Raw genomic sequence first — 18262 nt, forward strand, 5'->3', positions numbered from 1 at the left:
ACTATATAATAAGTGACATACTAATAGAAAATGCTTTAAAACAAGCAAAGGAGTGTCGTAAATGTCAACATTGGTTTATTTATTTGAAGAAGGAAACCGTTCAATGAAAGGTTTATTAGGTGGAAAAGGGGCCAATTTAGCAGAGATGACCAATTTAGGCTTACCCGTCCCTCCAGGATTCACCATTACAACAGCAGCCTGTAATCTTTACTTTAAAGAAGCAGAAAAAATGTCACCAGACTTAATCAAGCAAATTAGAATTGCCATTTTAAGCTTAGAAGAGAAAATGAATCGAAAATTTGATGACCATGAAAATCCTTTATTGGTTTCAGTCAGAAGCGGCTCTGTTTTTTCAATGCCAGGAATGATGGATACGATTTTAAATCTTGGTTTAAATGATGATTCTGTTCAATCATTAGCAAAACAATTAAATGACCAGCGTTTTGCGTATGATTGTTATCGTCGATTGATTCAAATGTTTGGGGAAGTTGTAAAAGAAATTCCTAAAGCAAAATTTGAAAACGCTTTAGAAAAATTAAAAAAAGCAAAAAATGTTCAGAATGACACCGATTTAACGGCAACAGATTTAATGGCTTTAACTGAAACCTTCAAAGAAATTTATCAACAATATACAAAAGAAGCCTTTCCACAACAAGCTGAAGATCAGCTATTATTAGCAGTTGAGGCTGTTTTTAAATCTTGGTTTAATCCACGCGCAAAAATTTATAGAGACTTACATCAAATTTCTGAAAGTCTTGGTACAGCAGTGAACATCCAAGCAATGGTTTTTGGAAATGCAGGAGAAACGAGTGGTACTGGTGTTGCCTTTACACGCAATCCAGCAACCGGAGAGAAAAAATTATTTGGTGAATTTCTACTAAATGCACAAGGGGAAGATGTGGTAGCTGGTATCCGTACACCAGAACCAATTGCTGATTTGAAGGCAAAAATGCCAGCTGTTTATCAACAATTTGAAAAACTAGCAGCACAACTAGAGAAACATTATCAAGATGTTCAAGACATTGAATTCACGATTGAAAATGGCAAGCTTTATTTACTACAAACAAGAAATGGCAAACGAACTGCTCAAGCAGCCATCCAGATTGTTGTAGATATGGTCAACGAAGGGCTTATTACAAAAGAAGAAGCTATTTTAAGCATTGATGCACCACTGATTTCTAAATTGCTTCATCCAATATTTGATGAAGTTAATGAGAAAAAGACCCCTTTAATCGCTACAGGTTTACCAGCAAGTCCAGGGGCGGCATCAGGAAAAGTTTACTTTGATGCCGTTTCAGCAAAAGCAGCAGCAGAGCAAGGCGAAAAGGTCATCTTGGTTCGTTCAGAAACCTCTCCAGAAGATATTGAAGGAATGGTTGTGAGTGAGGCGATTGTCACCAGTCGTGGAGGAATGACGAGCCATGCAGCAGTTGTGGCTCGTGGCATGGGGACTTGTTGCGTTGCCGGATGTGGGCAATTAATTGTTCATGAGCAAGAAAAAGTAATCTTTTATGATCAAGGAGAAATTCATGAAGGCGAAGTGATTTCTGTTGATGGTGGAACAGGAAAGCTTTACCTAGGCGAGATTCCAACACAAGTCGCAGGAGAAAATCCAGCGTTTAAAGAATTCTTACAATGGTTGCCTGCCTTCTCCGATTTAAAAGTTCGCGCAAATGCAGATACACCTCGAGACATTCAAACAGCCTTAGATTTTGGTGCTTCAGGTATTGGATTGGTTCGTACGGAGCATATGTTTTTTGAAGGAAAACGTCTTTTCAATATGCGTAAGCTCATATTAGCCAAAGATTTTGTTGAACGAAAAGGCCCATTAGCTAATTTATTAAAAATCCAAACACAGGATTTTGAGGCGATTTTTAGAGCGACCAAAGAACATGCTGTAACCATTCGTTTATTAGATCCACCCTTACATGAATTCTTGCCAAAAACTGAAGACGAAATTGTCACAGTAGCGGGACAAATGGGCATTCGACCTGATCAGCTAAGCGCAAGAATTGGTGAACTAGAAGAAGTTAATCCAATGTTAGGGCACCGCGGCTGTCGTTTAGCCGTTACCTATCCTGAAATCTATGAGATGCAAGTGGAAGCAATGATTAAAAGTGCGATTACAGTCAGTAAAGAGGGACATCAAATCACACCAGAAATCATGGTACCATTGATTGGTAGTAAAAAAGAATTACAAGTCATCAAAGCGAGTCTCATTAAGAAAATAGAAGAAGTGTTAACGGTTGAACGTGTGACATTAAACTATACAATTGGCACAATGATTGAAATTCCGCGCGCATGTGTAACTGCGGATCAAATTGCAGAAGAGGCTGATTTCTTTAGCTTTGGAACCAATGATTTAACTCAGCTGACTTATGGTTTTTCAAGAGATGATATTGCAAAGTTTGTGGGAGAGTATTTAGGTAAAGGGATTTTACCACAAGATCCATTCCAATCATTAGATATTGAAGGTGTGGGTAGCTTGATTCGGATTGCAGTTGAAAAAGGTAGACAAACAAAACCAAATCTGAAGATTGGGGTTTGTGGAGAAGTAGGGGGAGATCCAGCTTCTATTGCTTTCTTTAAAGAGGTTGGCTTAAATTATGTTTCTTGCTCACCTTATCGTGTTCCAATTGCCTTACTTGCATGTAGTCATGCAACCTTAAAAGCATAACCAAAATAAGAGTCAGTCAAATTGGGTTTTGGCTGACTTTTTGCTGTTCTCTATTTGATTTGAAACCCTGAGAAAGTTATGATAACATTTTTAGGTAATAGATTAATACGGAGAAGGGAACGAAGCAAATGCAGTTAAAACGAAAATTAGGGTTAACGCTTTATTTAATTGGTTTTCTTGTTTTATTGGTAGGCTGTGGTGGCAAAATAAATTATCAAGGAGAATGGTATGGTGCCCTACCCAATAATGAAGAGGTCAAGATTACGATTTCAAAAGATACATATACAATTCAAGGAGATACTGAAGAGAAAAAATCAGTGTTAGCTTACCAACAAACTGGGCAGGGCTTTGAGAATAAAACCAGATATGTGTTGCTAAAAATTAAAGGGGAAGCCTATACACTCTCTTTTCCAACTGGTAAAGAAGCAGATGGTGCTGTTCTAATTAAAACATCGGATAAAGATGAACCACTTTATGGAAATGCTGTCCATGTGATGAGTAGAGAGGATTATCCTGATTATCAAGAGTATATTGATACCTATCTTGAGCAATAAAATGAAGAGAAGGAAAATACTAAAACGTATTTTTGCTTCTCTTTTTTTATGATCAGAGAAAAAATAGCGCTTAACCTAACATGGCTATGGAATCTTTTTTTCAAAGGTCGTTTATGCTATACTGTTAAAACAGATTAAAATTTAATGAGGAAAGATAGGGTGAACTGGATGGAAGAAACAAACAAAGTAAGTACAACATCTAAAAACAATGGGTGGATGTTATTTGCTCTATTTCTAGGCTATGTCATGATTTATATTGATAAATTAACGATAGGCGTAGCGTTAGTGCCAATGGCGCAAGAATATGGCTTATCAGCTGAAAATAAAGGGTTGATTATGAGTGCCTTTTTCTTAGGTTATATGTTCTTACAAATCCCAGCAGGTATTTTAAACAATAAAATTGGTTCAAGAATTATATTAATAGGGTCGATTGCTTGTATTGGACTCTTTATGTTTTTCTTTGGATTTGGCAGTTCATTATTATACTTTGTCGTGATTCGCTTCTTATCAGGAGCTATTGCACACTCAGGATATCCTTCATCTGCAAGTAAAGAGCTATTATTAAATTATCCTGTTGAAAAACGAACTTTTGCACAAGGAATTCTATTAGCAAGCTCAGGCGTTGCTGGTTTTATAGGACCAATTTTAGTATCACCATTGATTAAAAATGTCGGTTGGAGAACTGCTTATCAAGTCATAGCTGCTGTAGCGATTGCCGTTGCTGTTTTTATTGCGATAAAGATTCCTAAAAATAAACCAGCTGCAGCTGTTGAAACGAAGAAAAGTATGTCAATGAGAGAAGTCTGGTCTGATTACCGTGTTTGGGTACTGACATTCGCTGCATTAGCCATCAATTCTTTATTATATGGTTTTACAAGTTGGTTACCTACTTACTTAATCGTTGAAAAAGGTTTGGATTTAGTCCAAGCAGGTTATATCAATTCAATTACAGGATTATTCGCTTTGGTGGGTGCAATAGGCGGGAGTTATGTGATTGGAAAATATTTTGCAGGCAAAGAGAAAATGATTATCTTCACTTTTTGTTTAATTGGTACATTATTAATGTTTAGTGCTTATTTTGTAGGAAGCTTTGTCCTATTAACCATCATTTTAGGTTTAGCAAACTTCTTCTTAATCATCACCTTCATTACAATGATGAGCTTGCCATTAAAATTATTTGCTGGCGAACGCTTTACACCAAGCTATGCGACAATCGGTACAGGTGGGGTTCTAGGTGGCGTGTTAGCACCTATTATCATTGGGAAATTACTGACCTTGTTTAATGGTGCATTTTTAGGGGCGTTTTTCTTCTTCCTCATTGCAGGAGCCTTAACCAGTATCATTATTTTATTTATTAAAATTAAAAAATAGATGGGAGTTTTGAAGATGAGCTTAAAAGAATTAATTCCAGTAACGGATATGATTAAATGGAGAAGACATCTACATCAACATCCAGAATTGTCTTTCCATGAAGTAGAAACAGCTAAATACATTTATGACGTATTGAGTGGCTTTGAGCATTTAACCTTATCTACACCAACAGAAAATAGTGTAATCGCAGTTTTAAAAGGTGCAAAAGATGGTGAAACGATTGCCTTAAGAGCAGATATTGATGCTTTACCGATTGTAGAAGAAGCAGATGTTGAGTTTCCATCTCAAAATCCAGGAGTGATGCACGCTTGTGGACATGATACCCATACAGCCATGCTTTTAGGTGCAGCAAAAATTTTATCTGGGATGCAAGCAGATATTGCTGGAACAGTAAAATTCATTTTCCAACCAGCAGAAGAAGTACCACCAGGTGGTGCGAAAGCCATTGTTGAAGCAGGCGTGTTAGATGATGTGGATAAAGTTTTTGGCATCCATATTTTCCCAACCATTCCATGTGGTGCAATTGGTATGCGGACAGGTGCGGCATCAGCAGCATCAGATGTTTTTGAATTAAAAATTCAAGGACGTGGTTCACATGGTTCAACACCAGAATTATCAGTAGATCCCATTTTAATTGGTTCAGAAATTGTGACTAATTTAAACCATATTGTTTCTAGAAATGTTGCCGCATTAGATAGTGCCGTTATTTCCATTGGTGAATTTACAAGTGGTAACTCAGCGAATGTGATTCCTGATACAGCTAAATTACAAGGAACTGTTCGTACAAACAGCAAAGAAACAAGATTATATGTTAGAAAACGTATTGAAGAAATCATTGAGCACATTACAAAAATGTATGGTGCAACCTATGAATTAAACTATACAATGGGCTATAGTGCTGTGATGAATGATCCAGAAACAACCGAACTAGTTCGTGAAGCCGCACTAAAAGTTGTTGGAGAAAAAGGCATTTTTGCGGCACCAGCAATGATGGGTGGAGAAGACTTCTCAGCATATACAGATGTTGTTAAAGGAACCTTCTTCATTTTAGGTGCAGGAGTAGCAAAAGATGGTTATGGCTTTATGAATCACCATCCAAAATTCAAGATTGACGAAGCTGCCTTACCAGTTGGTACCATGATGGAAGTTCAATTAATCTTAGACTTATTAGTCAATAAATAAAAAAGTAAACGTCTAATGATTACTACATCATTAGACGTTTTTCAATATCATCCTAAGGTCTGATGGCAGGGGAAAAATCATCTGCTATACTTTAAATATAATAAAGATTCAAGAAAAGGAGTGTTGTGTTATGAATAGAAATACTTCACCAGCTGTTTACATCCTAGCGTTTATTGGCGCTCTTGTATTAATCCCATTTGTATTAGGTTTTTTTGGCTTAGCGATTGGTTTAACTTTTGCACTCATCTTTAAAGTAGCAGTTCCAGTTTTAGTCATCTTGGGAATTGTTTACTTAATTGGTGGAAATCGACCTAGAAGATACTAATAAGAAAAAAGCAGTAGTCTGTTAAGTAAATAAGCTTACAGCTACTGTTTTCTTTTTTGTTGTTACCCTTTTATATTGTATCTTTTCTTTCTCACAACTTATCTCAATATCTATGTATCATTAACTCCCCTTTTGATATAATTAGTGTAGGAGGAATGACGTAAATTATACATATGGATATGAAAGGGTTAGCATACGATTCCAAGAATTAAATAGACAATTAGATATTTTAGAAAAAATGACTAATTTCATGGTTAAACAATAATATAAGAGAATGACGAACCGTTTAGAGTAAACAACATGACATTTTTACAAGAGGAGTATAAAAAACTTCAGAATCTGATACAGAGTATTATCAAGAAGTCGTAAAATGGAAGAATGAGTTTAAAAAATTTAATTTTATGGAGTGGATACAACTGAATAAAAAGAGTGCTGATATTTATCGTGAAGCAATTGAATATATTTATCGTTATTTTGAAAAAGATGGTTACAAATTGTTAAAGAATAATGTTATCAAAAAAAGAGATCATGATTTTGTTTACGAAATCACTTTTAGTTCGAGTCATTACAATTATATTGATTTTCATAAAAAAGTGGGTAGCGTTAAGCTACATATACATTGTGATATTATACTAAACAAAAGCTCTGCATATCGTTTTTTCTTTATAGAACCACAAAATAGAGCTCCTTTTATTGAACTTTTAGATAACCAATTAAAAATTAGATATGAGTTCTTAGATTCAATAATGTTAGATGTTGATAAGCATTTTTTAAAAGTGATTGAAAAAATAAAAAATAATCCTAAAGATTTTTTGCTCAAAGAATTGAAACTAATGCCAGAAGGACAATCAAAAGATTATTCTTATCAATGGTGTTTAAACAGAAGTTTAGTAGACTATTATGGAGATGATAGTATGTTATGTATTTATGATAAGAATAAGCAAGTGTATAAAGAAATAGCTAATATTGTGCATCGGATATCACAAGAACATTATATATGTATGAAATCTAAAGGGAGAATAAATGAAGTTTGGTGTGAAAGAATGGGGCAAGACTATTTCTATGATATAACAAAAAAAGTCAAAGTTTATAAAAAAAAGACAAATTCTCTATCTGAGTATGATAAAGAACGTTTCAAAGAGATAATGGCGATGAAAAATAGTAATGTTACAAAGCTTGCAGTAATAAGTAGAATATTTTGTTTGGATTTGCTATCAGATTCTAGGCTAGAGACAAGTGATTTAAAAAAAGAGATTCAACAACTGTGTGAAAATGTTTTGTACTAGTGTTCTTGGAGAATCATTTGAAAGCTGTGTTTTTAGATACATAAAAAATCTCAAAAAGGAACGATAGGAGTATTTTTTTAAAGTAAATCAATCGGATTAAAAATTGTGAAATTGGTAGAAACCTTAGTAACAAAAAAACTGAAGGAGTTGATGATTTTGAACAGTCAGAAATTTGAAAGTATCTCAATAAATGGGAGAATAGCATTTGCAATAAGTTGTTTGGAAAAGGTATTAGATGAAGAAAATATAAAAAATCATTTGTTAATCAAAAATATTGATTATTTCTGGGAGTTTGTTTCATCAGATAGCTTGGACATTTGGGATGATCAAGTATCTAGTTTTCCAACGAATTTAAATGACTTTATTGAGAGGTATCATTTAAAGAATCATAAATCTGATAAAGTAATAATTATCTTTGAATTATTCGATCTTATAATAGACATAGGTAGAGCTAATCTGTATGGAGCGTTTCAATCGGAATTAACGCTAAAACAATTGGATAAGATTATAGAAATAATGACAGTGAATAGTTATAAACTTCCTAATTTATTGTTTTTTCAGAAATCAAAAGTAACTGATTATCATGGATGGGGACACAGAGTTTCCCCTGCTTATTTCAAGTGTCTATAGTTTCTCAAAAAAGAAGGTTGAGGAAGAAATGAAAAAAATAATAATCAGTATGATTAGTGTTTTTATTACGATATTCTTAATGATTATAACGAATGTAAATTTTGCGAAAAAAAGTGGAATAGAAGTTAGCGTACCAAACTATCACGAAAAAGAGACTATCCTAAAAGTTTGCACTAATAATAAAGGGAATTTTAACCTTGAAAAATTACCTGTAAGTGAATATATAATCCAGGAAAACGAAGATAAACTTATAGATGGAAGAGTAGAATATGTAAAAAAAAAGAGATAATATTATTAAATTCTCAAAGAGGATATTTCGGAATTTGGAAAATTGATTCTTACAAACAGAGAAGCAGTGGTAATAGTAAATGGAATAATCAAATTCTATAGCAAGATTATTTTTAGATTCTCAAAAAAGAACAGTAAGAGGGATTACGATGATTAACGAACAATACGAGTTTATGAATAATAGGATGAAAGAACTTGAACTATCTTTTGATAAGGATAATCTAACGTCGTTATTTGGAATGATAGATCTCTATGGAGAATTGCAAGATACTACTTTTCACGATCTTTCCAACGCTATTGAATTATGGATAGATCAATATTCTAATACAGAAGTTCTAGAATATATTCATAGAAAAAATGATTCATATTATAACAATTTAGTTCATTAGATAAAAAATATTTCACTCAATATGTGATGGCTAACAGGAACTAGATTCTCAAAAAAGAATATTTAAGGAGTGATTGCTATTAAAAGACCATTTGTTGTGAGTAAAAAAGAGTTGATAAAAGATGCTACCTTATTTTTAAAAGAAAAAGGCTTTAAAAAGAATAAAAATACTTGGCTAAAATTTGATACTAAAGTAATAGCAGGATTTAATATTCAAAGTTCTTATTACGATGGAGAGACCTACTATATTAATGTTGGAATAATTATAAAAGGAGTGGATAAAAAATTAATAACGAGTCCGTCGCATTGGCATTTTTCACAACGAATAGATGAAGTAAGGAAATCAACAAAGGACATACTATCAGAAGGTTACAATTGGATAGAATTACATTCTGATTTAGAGTATTTGAAGATACTTTGTAGTTTAGATTATCAAGAAAGGCTACCAATAGTAGTTTATAAATCAGTAATTGACTATTTTCTTGAAAAATAAACTCTAAAGATAGATATGTATTAAAATTTTCTCAAAAAAGAACGATAGAAGAATGCATGAGATGCGAAAAAGATAACTAAGGAGGATTTAAAATGAAAAAGATGAAAAGAAAAAAATGTTACAGGAGTGGAAAAAGCAACAAAAGCTGGACTTTGAAAAGTCTCTTCCTATGAGTCGAGAATATTTTGAAGGGTTGTTTGATTATCTAGATATAAAGTTGGAAAAAGGATGCTCACATAACCAAAAACTCACGATAGAGTATCTACAGAAATATGAACTTGAGGAAGAAAGAATTCTAAGTTGGTTGAGAGATAATGGTGGCTATTGTGATTGTGAGATTTTAATGAATGTAGAAGAAAAGTTTTATTAACCTATTAAAGGAGACGATATGAAAAATCGTACACAAAAGCTAATAATCTGTACTTAATCGTATCAAAGTGATGCAGAATGGATTGGTTTACCAATAAAATACTTAAAAGCATAGTTTATAAAGGTTGATTAATTTTTTTCTCAAAAAGGAAGGGTTGTGGGCTGCCAAATAAGCTTGAATTTTTATGATTGCTTCTTTTTAAACTTATTTTAGGATACAAGTTAATGATTTTAAATACTTGATATATTCTGCTATATGGAGCTATAAAAATTCATCAAAAAGAATGAAAGAAGATAGGTCCCTAGGCTGATGAGAAAATGCTGCTTTATTGCTATACTTAGTCCATCAAGAAAATCGGAACAAAGAGGAGTAATAAACATGAGAACAAAGTCAATCGGCACATATATTATAGCTTTTTTAGGAGTAGCACTTGCACTAACAGTCATTTCAGCAATTTTAGGAATCTTCTTCTTCCTATTATTTAGAGTCGTATTACCAATCGCCTTATTCCTATTCTTAGTTTACCTAGCAAAACAGTATCTAGATCAGCGCCGCTACGGTAAAAATTGCAGAAGACGTTAATGAAAAAGTTCTAACTAATGCTTCATCATTAGTTAGAACTTTTTGTGTGTAATGGCTTTTTCTCATGAATCGCTTGTTTTAAAGCTTGTTGCATATAACCAATGCCGCCAAGACCAAGTAGTGGGAAAGTTAGTTGAATGGTTGATGGAACAATTTGTTCAAGCAGAGGCTTAAATTTTTCGCCTCCTAAAACCACCATTTCTTTTTCTTCAAAAGCCAAAGCAGTCCACTGTTTTTTTAAATCAGTCAGTGAAATCGTCTGTTCAGTTGTGCCTTTTTGCGTAAACCGAACATCATAGGTTGTGCCAATCAATGTATTGGGTGTAAGAAATCCATAAAAAGGGGACAGAATCAGATAGTCTGTATCAAATAATGTAGCATATTCCTGACAAAGCTTATGAAAGGTTCCTGTATAAGCTTGGTTTGCTGGCATAGTACCTGCATCAGGTTGTTTGTCCCAAATTTTTGGTTTTCCAGAAGGGATAATCATCATGATATCAAGCTCCTTTAAAATAATGTCATGATAGGGTGCTGATTTCATGTTATACTAAAACAGTAAAAAAATACATAGTAATAGGAGTGTTTGGATGAAAAAAGTAACATTACTAATTGTAACTGTGTTGATGTTAGTAGGCTGTGGCAAAACTATTTCGATTTCAGAGTATAATGAAGAACGCCAAAAGATAGAACTGGAAATGTCAGATGAAAAACTCAAGTTGTATGAAGGGGAAACTGAGGATATTGAAAAAATGCTTTCTGGAAATCGTAAGATTGAAGAAACCTACTATAAACAGCTAACGGAATTAGCGAAACCTAAATCATTGGAAAAAGAAAAGCAAGAATATGATCAAGTCTTAAAAGATATCATGGAGCTAGCAAAAGATACTGAAAAAGAAAATATTGAATATATCAAAACTGGGGAAGCTAGTGAAAAATTCAAGGAAAAGCTTGAAGAAATGATGAAACTGAATGAGAAAAAAGAGGAACTAGAAGCAAAGTTTGATAAAGCAGAGGAATAGTTAAGTGATAAAACATACTGAGATGAAAAATCTTGGTATGTTTTTTTAACTCAAATAAATAAGTAAGAATCCTTGAAAAAAGGCTTCATTTTTAGGACAATAGATAAGAGAAGTAAAGAGGAGGACAAATAGAATATGACACATTATGATTACATTGCAATTGGTGGCGGAAGCGGTGGCATTGCTTCTATTAACCGAGCAGCAAGCTATGGGGCAAAATGCGCCTTAATAGAAGGAAAAGAATTAGGTGGTACTTGTGTGAATGTAGGCTGTGTTCCCAAAAAAATTATGTGGCATGGTGCACAAATAGCAGAAGCCTTAAAGTTATATGCTCCTGACTATGGTTTTGAGGTAACACAAGAAGCCTTTCATTTTGACACTTTACGCAAAAATAGAGAAGCTTATATTGACCGTGTGCATCAGTCTTATGAACGTGGCTTAAGCAATAATAAAGTAGATGTGATTAGAGGCTATGCTCGTTTTATTGATACACATACGGTTGAAGTCAATGGTGAGCAAATAACAGCAGATCATATTTTAATAGCAACCGGTGGCAAAGCAACTTATCCAGAGATTCCAGGTGCTGAATATGGTATTGATTCAGATGGTTTCTTTGCTTTAACAGCGCTACCTAAAAAGGTAGCAGTAGTTGGTGCTGGCTATATTGCAGTTGAATTAGCAGGTGTCTTACATGGCTTAGGCAGTGAAACGCACCTATTTGTCAGAAAAGACGCGCCTTTACGTTCATTTGATCGTTTAGTGAGAGAAACGTTAGTTGAAATCATGGCTGAAGAAGGACCAACCTTACACACCTTTAGCGTGCCTAAAGAAGTTGTGAAAAATCAAGATGGTACCCTGACTTTACATTTAGAAAATGGACAATCTGAAACAGTTGATACCTTGATTTGGGCGATTGGGCGTACACCATTAACAGAAGGCTTAAACCTTGCAGCAGCAGGTGTAGCACAAACTGAAGCAGGTCATATTGCTGTAGATGATTATCAAAATACCAATGTCGAGCGCATTTATGCAGTAGGTGATGTCACTGGAAAAATTGAATTAACACCTGTTGCCATTGCAGCTGGTAGAAGACTATCAGAGCGCTTATTTAACAATAAACCGAATGAGCATTTAGATTATACCAATATTCCAACGGTTGTTTTCAGCCATCCACCAATTGGGACAATCGGCTATACAGAAGAAGATGCTATCCAAAAATTTGGTGCTGAAGAAGTCAAAGTCTATCAATCTTCTTTCACAGCAATGTATACGGCAGTTACCGCACATAGACAGCCATGTCGAATGAAATTAGTTTGCTTAGGAAAAGAAGAGAAAGTAATTGGCTTACATGGTATCGGTTATGGTGTGGATGAAATGATCCAAGGCTTTGCAGTCGCGATTAAAATGGGCGCAACAAAACAGGATTTTGACAATACTGTAGCCATTCATCCTACTGGGTCTGAAGAGTTTGTGACAATGAGATAACTAAGCTGTAACAAGATAACAGACAGCTAACGAAATAGGCTACTTTGATGACAAAGTAGCCTATTTTTACTAGAGAAGCTTAAGCTATGGTATACTTTTCCTCTAATTAAAGTAGGAGGATTCTCAAATGAAGAAAATATTGGCTGGGCTTTTATTGATGGTACTCATTTTAGCAGGCTGTTCAGGTTCAAAAGAAGAAAAGGAAAAACAAGCCAAAACAGATCGCATTATTATGGAGCAGGTTCAAAAAGCAGTGGAAAAAACAGAAAAAATCGAACAAGTGACCTGGTCAGCTGACGCCTCTGATTATGGGATAGAGAAAATAGAGGATTTAAAAGAAATTGAAACAGGGAAAGTTTACAAAAATATCTATGCAACTAGTGGTATCTTTGAATGGGAAGGGAAGAATTACAGGTTTGATGTGATTGTTGCCATCAATGATGAGGAACTACTATCAGATCGAAAAGTAATTTTTCTAACAACTGATTTAGGTGGTTATCTAGAAGTTCCAGTAGAACCGGTTTAACCAAAAAAAGAGAGCAAAATGGCTCTCTTTTTGTTAAACATCAAATTGGCGTAAATACTCAGATAGCTTAGCTAAACCATTTTTTAAGGTATCTGTATGCGCACAATACCCTAATCTAGCATGACCTGGTACATCAAAGCGTGTTCCTGGAACAAGTAAAACACCTGTATCCTTTAACAACTTGATACAGAATTCCTCCACATCCATTGGGATATCTAGTTTAATAAAGGAGGTGGAAACATGCTTAGGTAAAACTAATGAGACGAGGGGTTCAGCAGCAATCCAAGCTGTTAAAATAGCCAAATTATCTTGTACAATTTTGCGGTTACGTGCTAAAACAGCCTCTTTATTTTTTAAGGTATGCACCGCTAAATAATCATCAAAAACACCTGCACAAATCATGGTATAATCACGATATTTTCTGAAGATATCTGCAATTTGATGATTGCTAGCAGTCCAACCAACACGAACGCCAGGCACAGAATAAGTTTTAGATAAGCTATTGGTAGCAATTCCTTTATCATATAAATCAACAATAGAGGGAACAACCATACCTTCTTCTAATGGTGCATAAACTTCATCAACTAAGATATAAGCGCCAACTTCCTGAGCTAATGTAACAATTTCTTTTAACATGGCTTCATCCAAAATGGTTCCAGTAGGATTATTCGCATTGTTTAAGCAAATCATTTTTGTATTTGGACGAATCAGTTCCTTTAAGTCTGCTAGATGAGGCAACCAATCGTTGTTTTCATCAATTTCCCAAAAGCTGACTTCTGCACCTAATGATTTTGGAATATCATAGAGCTGCTGATAACTTGGATGCATGGCAATCACATGATCATTTGGTTCAATTAATGCATATAAGGCTAAAAAGTTGGCACCAGTAGCCCCATTAGTTTGTAAAATATTTTCTGGTGGTACCGTTTGGTAAAGCCTGCTGACTTCTTCTTTAAAGCTAGGAGAGCCTTCAATCCAACCATAATTCATTTTTGTTTTAAGCAACTCAGCAAAAAAAGCTTCAGGAGTTGTTTTTCCATCAATCCGAATAATTTCATCCAATGTAAAAGAAGCAATTGAACTCCCTGCAATGTCATAAATGGCATCGTTTTCCCACACATTCAGCCATTCTTCTACCCCAAAATTTGCAATATCCATGAAAACGCCTCGTTTCTTTTTAATGATAGACTTACATTATGATTTCAACTGATTATAACATAAAAAGAAGCGCTAAAATGTTATTAAATGCTCATTTTAAGTCCGCTATTAGCCTAAAAAATACAGCTGTTTTTTGAAATAAACTATTTATTCTGAAGATATGATGGTATAATAAATTCATATTCAAAAAAAGGAAGGAATTTAAAAATGAAAAAATTAAGTAAAACGTTGTTACAAATTGGTTTAGTTGCAGTGCTTGCATTAGTGTTAACAGCTTGTGGTAAAAAACAAAGTGTTACATATGAGAAAGAAGAATCTGGCATTGAAATGGAAATGACACTTCATGCTAAAGGTGATAAAGTTTATGAACAAATCATTAAAACAAGCATGCCTTATGAAATGTTTGGCATCTCAGATAAAGAGGAAGCAAAAGAACAATTTGATGAAGTCTTTGAAGAGTATGAAGAGATTACAGGCGTAGAGCGAGAAATTGCCTATTCAAATGATAAAGTAAGCTTATCTTACACAATCGATTTGAAAAAAGTAGATTTCGATAAAGTTGAAGAACAATTAGGCGCTGAGTATGAAGACAATGCTAAGAAAAATGGCGTGAGCTTTAAAGCAACTTCTGAGAACTTAGAAGAAGATGGCTGGACTAAGAAATAAAGAATGAAAAGAAGCTAAGACAATCCTCTTTAATGAGTTTGTCTTAGCTTCTTTTTTTAGACCTTAACCTGTCCAGTAAATAATAGTGTTAATGCAATGATTGAACCAATGACAATAAAAATCGTGGCAATCACTTCATTTTTGCTAAATAAGGTTTTACGGCCAGCCTCTTTTCTCGCTTTAATAAAGAAGTAAATACCTGGAATGTAAGCTGTGAAGCAAAGTAGTGTAAAGAAAATACCAGAAGCGAAGATTGCCCAAATTTGAAAAATGGATCCAATTAAGCCAATGATGAGTTGTTTTTTTGCGCCCTGCTCATTCAAATGCTGATAAGAAAATTTCACTTGGTAGAGTGTGACAAATAAATAACAAATCAAAATCGCTGCGGTACATAATGAATACGCAAAGTTATAAGCTTTATCTGTAAATAAGAAGGTAAAGACAAAGACTTGAATCAAGGCAGCTGTAACCATTAATGAAAAAGTAGGTGCCCCTTTTTTATTTGTTTGTCCAAATTTTTTAGGGAGCATTCCAGCACGTGACATCAACATAGTCGCTTCTCCTGGAAACATAGTCCAAGATAACCAGGCACCTAAAATCGAAATAATTAAGCCAATACTAATAAAGGCTGCCCCCCAAGAACCAACAATATGTTCAAATACATAAGCCATTGAAGGCTGCTTTAAACTAGCCAATTCTTGTTGCGACATAATCCCATAAGGTATCATTGAAGCTAACACATAAAGAGATAAAAGTCCTAATAAACCAATCACAATTGATTTACCAACATCTGATTTTTTATTGGCACGAGTAGATAAGGTTGAAGCCCCTTCAATCCCAACGAAGACCCACATCATGACCATCATACAATTTTTAATTTGATTCGTCACTTCGCCAAATTCAAAGTTTGTTGAAAAAGTTCCCCAAAAATTAGCGGTAAACAAATCTGCTTTAAAAGCAACAATCCCAAGAACAATAAAAACAAACAAGGGAATCAATTTACAAATCGTTACAATTGCATTAATAAAAGCGGCACTTTCTACTCCTTGATTGACAATAAAAGTTAAGCCCCACATTAAAAGACTTGCAACAATAATAGAAGGAATATTTTGACCATCATCAAAAACTGGAAAGAAATAAGAGACTGTACTCATCAGCATTGTTGCAAAAGCGACATTTCCTAGCCAAGCAGAAAGCCAATAGCCCCAACCACTGATAAAACCAGCAAATTGTCCAAAACCAGCTTCTGCATAACTAAAAATACCATTTAAGTCTGGCCGCTTTAAAATCAGATTATTGAAAGAAAGAGAAAGCATTAAAATGCCAACTCCGACAATGACCCAGGCAATCAAGGCAGAACCAGGTGCTGCGCCAGCAGCTAAATCGGTAGAGATACCAAAAATCCCGCTTCCTAAGGATGAGCTAATTACCAGTGCTATCAGTGAGAATAAGCTTATTTTCTTTACTTTATCAGTCATATGACAAACTCCTTCATCGTGCTTTTTTCTTTTATTGTAGCCGAGATTCCCTTGAAAAAAAGAGAATTTTCTCTCATTTGTTACTAAAAATTTGCCTGAGATAGGAAGCCTGTTATTTTTTCTGATAGATAAAAAATGAATTACACACTAAAGTCCTTTAATTTTAGTGTGTAAGGAGAATTCCTGAGATTGTGTAACTAGTGAAATGTTGATATAACAGCGTTTTCATAGTTTCTAAAGTTGGCACGATACTTGCTTTATAGTAAAGTAGTAGAAGAAAAATAATGGTGTTGCATTACTTATATTGTATTCATGAGATTTTGTTATCAAAATGACAACCATTGTTTTCAGACACTAATTGATTTTTTGTATCTTAAAAGAATGTAAACGTATTCAAATCTGAGTCTTTTATATTTATTTAAATGATACAAATACTTTTTAGGGGGAATTATAAAATGAACGGATTTATTGCTTTTATGGAGAAACACTTCATGCCAACCGCTGGTAAAATTGCCGCACAACGTCACTTGGTTGCAATTAGAGATGCTTTCCTAGTAACCATGCCTTTAATGATTTTAGGCTCGTTGGCAGTTTTAATTAACAACTTTCCAATTGATGCTTTCCAAAAATTTATGACATCAATCTTTACTGAAGAAGTTTGGAAAAGCTTTGGTGGAAATATCTGGAATGGTACATTTGGTATCCTTTCAGTGCTTATCGCTTTCTTGTTAGCTTATAACTTATCAAAAAGTTATGGTAAAGATGGCGTAGCAGCGGGTGTTGTTTCATTAGCTTCATTCTATGCTTTAGGTGGCGCTACTGGAACTGGTACAACTGGACTATTTATCGCTTTATTAGTTGGGATTTTCTCAGCAGAAATCTTCTCACGCTTAAGTGGAAGTGAAAAATTAATCATCAAAATGCCTGAAGGTGTTCCACCAGCAGTTGCAAGATCATTTGCTGCATTATTACCAGCAATGTTCACAGTGATGATCTTCGCTTTCATTACAACAATCTTCTTTGCTTTTGGCGTAAAAGATATTATTGCTTCTTTCTATGAAGCAGTTCAACAACCATTTATGAAATTATCAAATTCTTTCCCATCTGCTTTATTATTAGCATTTATTACACCATTCCTATGGTTCTTCGGTTTACATGGCGCAAACATGATCGAACCTTTAATGCAAACAATCAATGCGGATGCAATTGCAGCTAACCTTGCAGCAGTTAATGCAGGAGATGCAGCTCCTTATATTGTCAACAAACCATTCTTTGATTCATTTGTAAACTTAGGTGGTACTGGTGCTACTTTAGGTCTAATCATTGCGATTTACCTATTTGGTCGTCGTAACAAAGCTTATAAAATGGTCACTAACTTAAGTGCAGCACCTGGTTTATTTAACATCAATGAACCAATGATGTTTGGTATTCCAATTGTCTTAAACCCAATTATGTTTGTACCATTTATTTTAACGCCAATGGTATTAGTAACAGTGGCTTATATCGCAACTGCAACAGGTCTTGTGCCAGCAGCAATCGTTATGCCACCATGGGTAACACCACCAGTTATTGGCGGTGTCTTAGCAACAAGTAGTATTGCCGGTGGTGTCCTTGCCGCTGTCAACCTTGTCATCTCTGTTTTAATCTATGCACCATTTGTTAAGATTGCAGAAGTACAAGAAATAAAACGTGAACAAGCAGCAGAAGCAGCGATGAAACAAGCAGAATAAAATAGTCTATTAAAAGACCTGACAGTAGCGAATAGCTATTGTCAGGTCTTCTTT

20 protein-coding genes are annotated in these 18262 nt (G+C 34.4%); 17 read left to right on the forward strand and 3 right to left on the reverse strand.

From position 1 onward, the window contains the following. Window positions 1-61 precede the first annotated feature (61 nt). The 12 genes from ppdK to BMW29_RS01085 all read left to right on the forward strand — a co-directional run bounded on the left by ppdK (window position 62) and on the right by BMW29_RS01085 (window position 10146). Entirely contained in the window at window positions 62-2677 is a 2616-nt protein-coding gene (gene ppdK, locus BMW29_RS01030; RefSeq protein ID WP_092649360.1) for a pyruvate, phosphate dikinase, read from the forward strand. A gap of 128 nt (window positions 2678-2805) precedes the next feature. Beyond that, a complete protein-coding gene (locus BMW29_RS01035) occupies window positions 2806-3231 on the forward strand; it encodes a hypothetical protein (RefSeq protein WP_092649361.1) in 426 nt (141 codons plus the stop codon). A 168-nt stretch (window positions 3232-3399) separates the two neighbouring features. Further along, complete coding sequence (locus BMW29_RS01040) at window positions 3400-4602, forward strand: MFS transporter (RefSeq protein ID WP_092649691.1); 1203 nt, start codon at window positions 3400-3402, stop codon at window positions 4600-4602. Between the two features lie 15 nt (window positions 4603-4617). Continuing rightward, complete coding sequence (locus BMW29_RS01045; protein WP_092649363.1) at window positions 4618-5784, forward strand: amidohydrolase; 1167 nt, start codon at window positions 4618-4620, stop codon at window positions 5782-5784. A 130-nt stretch (window positions 5785-5914) separates the two neighbouring features. Next, entirely contained in the window at window positions 5915-6109 is a 195-nt protein-coding gene (locus tag BMW29_RS01050) for a hypothetical protein (protein WP_092649365.1), read from the forward strand. Between the two features lie 401 nt (window positions 6110-6510). Continuing rightward, window positions 6511-7395, forward strand: a complete 885-nt coding sequence (locus BMW29_RS01055) for a hypothetical protein (protein WP_092649367.1) — start codon at window positions 6511-6513, stop codon at window positions 7393-7395. 105 nt (window positions 7396-7500) lie between these two features. Further along, window positions 7501-8025, forward strand: a complete 525-nt coding sequence (locus tag BMW29_RS01060) for a hypothetical protein (protein WP_092649369.1) — start codon at window positions 7501-7503, stop codon at window positions 8023-8025. Window positions 8026-8053: 28 nt separating this feature from the next. Next, window positions 8054-8314 carry a hypothetical protein gene (locus BMW29_RS01065; RefSeq protein WP_092649371.1) on the forward strand — a complete coding sequence of 87 codons (261 nt, stop codon included), beginning with the start codon at window positions 8054-8056 and terminating at the stop codon, window positions 8312-8314. 148 nt (window positions 8315-8462) lie between these two features. Next, window positions 8463-8702 carry a hypothetical protein gene (locus BMW29_RS01070; protein ID WP_092649373.1) on the forward strand — a complete coding sequence of 80 codons (240 nt, stop codon included), beginning with the start codon at window positions 8463-8465 and terminating at the stop codon, window positions 8700-8702. 69 nt (window positions 8703-8771) lie between these two features. Continuing rightward, the gene (locus BMW29_RS01075; RefSeq protein ID WP_092649375.1) at window positions 8772-9194 is read left to right on the forward strand and encodes a DUF4304 domain-containing protein; all 423 of its coding nucleotides are present in this window, start codon (window positions 8772-8774) and stop codon (window positions 9192-9194) included. Between the two features lie 115 nt (window positions 9195-9309). After that, window positions 9310-9564, forward strand: coding sequence for a DUF2695 domain-containing protein (locus BMW29_RS01080; RefSeq protein WP_092649378.1), 255 nt, complete (start codon window positions 9310-9312; stop codon window positions 9562-9564). 378 nt (window positions 9565-9942) lie between these two features. Next, the gene (locus tag BMW29_RS01085; protein ID WP_092649380.1) at window positions 9943-10146 is read left to right on the forward strand and encodes a hypothetical protein; all 204 of its coding nucleotides are present in this window, start codon (window positions 9943-9945) and stop codon (window positions 10144-10146) included. A 28-nt stretch (window positions 10147-10174) separates the two neighbouring features. On the opposite strand, the gene BMW29_RS01090 is transcribed toward BMW29_RS01085, so the two are convergent. Next, the gene (locus BMW29_RS01090) at window positions 10175-10639 is read right to left on the reverse strand and encodes a DUF6884 domain-containing protein (RefSeq protein ID WP_092649382.1); all 465 of its coding nucleotides are present in this window, start codon (window positions 10637-10639) and stop codon (window positions 10175-10177) included. 94 nt (window positions 10640-10733) lie between these two features. Here BMW29_RS01090 and BMW29_RS01095 point away from each other — a divergent pair, with 94 nt between their 5' ends. The 3 genes from BMW29_RS01095 to BMW29_RS01105 all read left to right on the forward strand — a co-directional run bounded on the left by BMW29_RS01095 (window position 10734) and on the right by BMW29_RS01105 (window position 13176). Further along, window positions 10734-11165: a hypothetical protein gene (locus tag BMW29_RS01095; RefSeq protein ID WP_092649384.1), complete on the forward strand. Its 432-nt coding sequence runs from the start codon at window positions 10734-10736 to the stop codon at window positions 11163-11165. 135 nt (window positions 11166-11300) lie between these two features. After that, window positions 11301-12650: a glutathione-disulfide reductase gene (gorA, locus tag BMW29_RS01100; protein WP_092649386.1), complete on the forward strand. Its 1350-nt coding sequence runs from the start codon at window positions 11301-11303 to the stop codon at window positions 12648-12650. Between the two features lie 127 nt (window positions 12651-12777). Continuing rightward, a complete protein-coding gene (locus tag BMW29_RS01105; RefSeq protein WP_092649388.1) occupies window positions 12778-13176 on the forward strand; it encodes a putative periplasmic lipoprotein in 399 nt (132 codons plus the stop codon). A gap of 33 nt (window positions 13177-13209) precedes the next feature. Here BMW29_RS01105 and BMW29_RS01110 read toward each other — a convergent pair whose 3' ends face one another. After that, window positions 13210-14334 carry an aminotransferase gene (locus tag BMW29_RS01110; RefSeq protein WP_092649390.1) on the reverse strand — a complete coding sequence of 375 codons (1125 nt, stop codon included), beginning with the start codon at window positions 14332-14334 and terminating at the stop codon, window positions 13210-13212. Window positions 14335-14541: 207 nt separating this feature from the next. Between BMW29_RS01110 and BMW29_RS01115 the strand changes: the two genes are divergently transcribed. Beyond that, on the forward strand, window positions 14542-15000 hold the full coding sequence (locus tag BMW29_RS01115; protein ID WP_092649392.1) for a DUF1307 domain-containing protein: 459 nt from the start codon (window positions 14542-14544) through the stop codon (window positions 14998-15000). Window positions 15001-15056: 56 nt separating this feature from the next. Here the strand turns inward: BMW29_RS01115 and arcD are convergent, their stop codons facing one another. Continuing rightward, window positions 15057-16478 carry an arginine-ornithine antiporter gene (gene arcD, locus BMW29_RS01120; protein WP_092649394.1) on the reverse strand — a complete coding sequence of 474 codons (1422 nt, stop codon included), beginning with the start codon at window positions 16476-16478 and terminating at the stop codon, window positions 15057-15059. A 455-nt stretch (window positions 16479-16933) separates the two neighbouring features. On the opposite strand from arcD, the gene BMW29_RS01125 reads away from it, so the two are divergent. Beyond that, window positions 16934-18208: a PTS sugar transporter subunit IIC gene (locus BMW29_RS01125; RefSeq protein ID WP_092649396.1), complete on the forward strand. Its 1275-nt coding sequence runs from the start codon at window positions 16934-16936 to the stop codon at window positions 18206-18208. Window positions 18209-18262: the final 54 nt, after the last annotated feature.

It is taken from the genome of Isobaculum melis, assembly GCF_900111355.1.
Lineage (GTDB): Bacteria > Bacillota > Bacilli > Lactobacillales > Carnobacteriaceae > Isobaculum > Isobaculum melis.

Excerpts from the sequence above, each read along its gene's own strand:
- ppdK (WP_092649360.1), top strand. The coding sequence starts at position 62 with ATGTCAACATTGGTTTATTTATTTGAAGAAGGAAACCGTTCAATGAAA.
- BMW29_RS01035 (WP_092649361.1), top strand. The coding sequence starts at position 2,806 with ATGCAGTTAAAACGAAAATTAGGGTTAACGCTTTATTTAATTGGTTTT.
- BMW29_RS01040 (WP_092649691.1), top strand. The coding sequence starts at position 3,400 with ATGGAAGAAACAAACAAAGTAAGTACAACATCTAAAAACAATGGGTGG.
- BMW29_RS01045 (WP_092649363.1), top strand. The coding sequence starts at position 4,618 with ATGAGCTTAAAAGAATTAATTCCAGTAACGGATATGATTAAATGGAGA.
- BMW29_RS01050 (WP_092649365.1), top strand. The coding sequence starts at position 5,915 with ATGAATAGAAATACTTCACCAGCTGTTTACATCCTAGCGTTTATTGGC.
- BMW29_RS01055 (WP_092649367.1), top strand. The coding sequence starts at position 6,511 with ATGGAGTGGATACAACTGAATAAAAAGAGTGCTGATATTTATCGTGAA.
- BMW29_RS01065 (WP_092649371.1), top strand. The coding sequence starts at position 8,054 with ATGAAAAAAATAATAATCAGTATGATTAGTGTTTTTATTACGATATTC.
- BMW29_RS01070 (WP_092649373.1), top strand. The coding sequence starts at position 8,463 with ATGATTAACGAACAATACGAGTTTATGAATAATAGGATGAAAGAACTT.
- BMW29_RS01080 (WP_092649378.1), top strand. The coding sequence starts at position 9,310 with ATGTTACAGGAGTGGAAAAAGCAACAAAAGCTGGACTTTGAAAAGTCT.
- BMW29_RS01085 (WP_092649380.1), top strand. The coding sequence starts at position 9,943 with ATGAGAACAAAGTCAATCGGCACATATATTATAGCTTTTTTAGGAGTA.
- BMW29_RS01090 (WP_092649382.1), bottom strand. The coding sequence starts at position 10,639 with ATGATGATTATCCCTTCTGGAAAACCAAAAATTTGGGACAAACAACCT.
- BMW29_RS01095 (WP_092649384.1), top strand. The coding sequence starts at position 10,734 with ATGAAAAAAGTAACATTACTAATTGTAACTGTGTTGATGTTAGTAGGC.
- gorA (WP_092649386.1), top strand. The coding sequence starts at position 11,301 with ATGACACATTATGATTACATTGCAATTGGTGGCGGAAGCGGTGGCATT.
- BMW29_RS01105 (WP_092649388.1), top strand. The coding sequence starts at position 12,778 with ATGAAGAAAATATTGGCTGGGCTTTTATTGATGGTACTCATTTTAGCA.
- BMW29_RS01110 (WP_092649390.1), bottom strand. The coding sequence starts at position 14,334 with ATGGATATTGCAAATTTTGGGGTAGAAGAATGGCTGAATGTGTGGGAA.
- BMW29_RS01115 (WP_092649392.1), top strand. The coding sequence starts at position 14,542 with ATGAAAAAATTAAGTAAAACGTTGTTACAAATTGGTTTAGTTGCAGTG.
- arcD (WP_092649394.1), bottom strand. The coding sequence starts at position 16,478 with ATGACTGATAAAGTAAAGAAAATAAGCTTATTCTCACTGATAGCACTG.
- BMW29_RS01125 (WP_092649396.1), top strand. The coding sequence starts at position 16,934 with ATGAACGGATTTATTGCTTTTATGGAGAAACACTTCATGCCAACCGCT.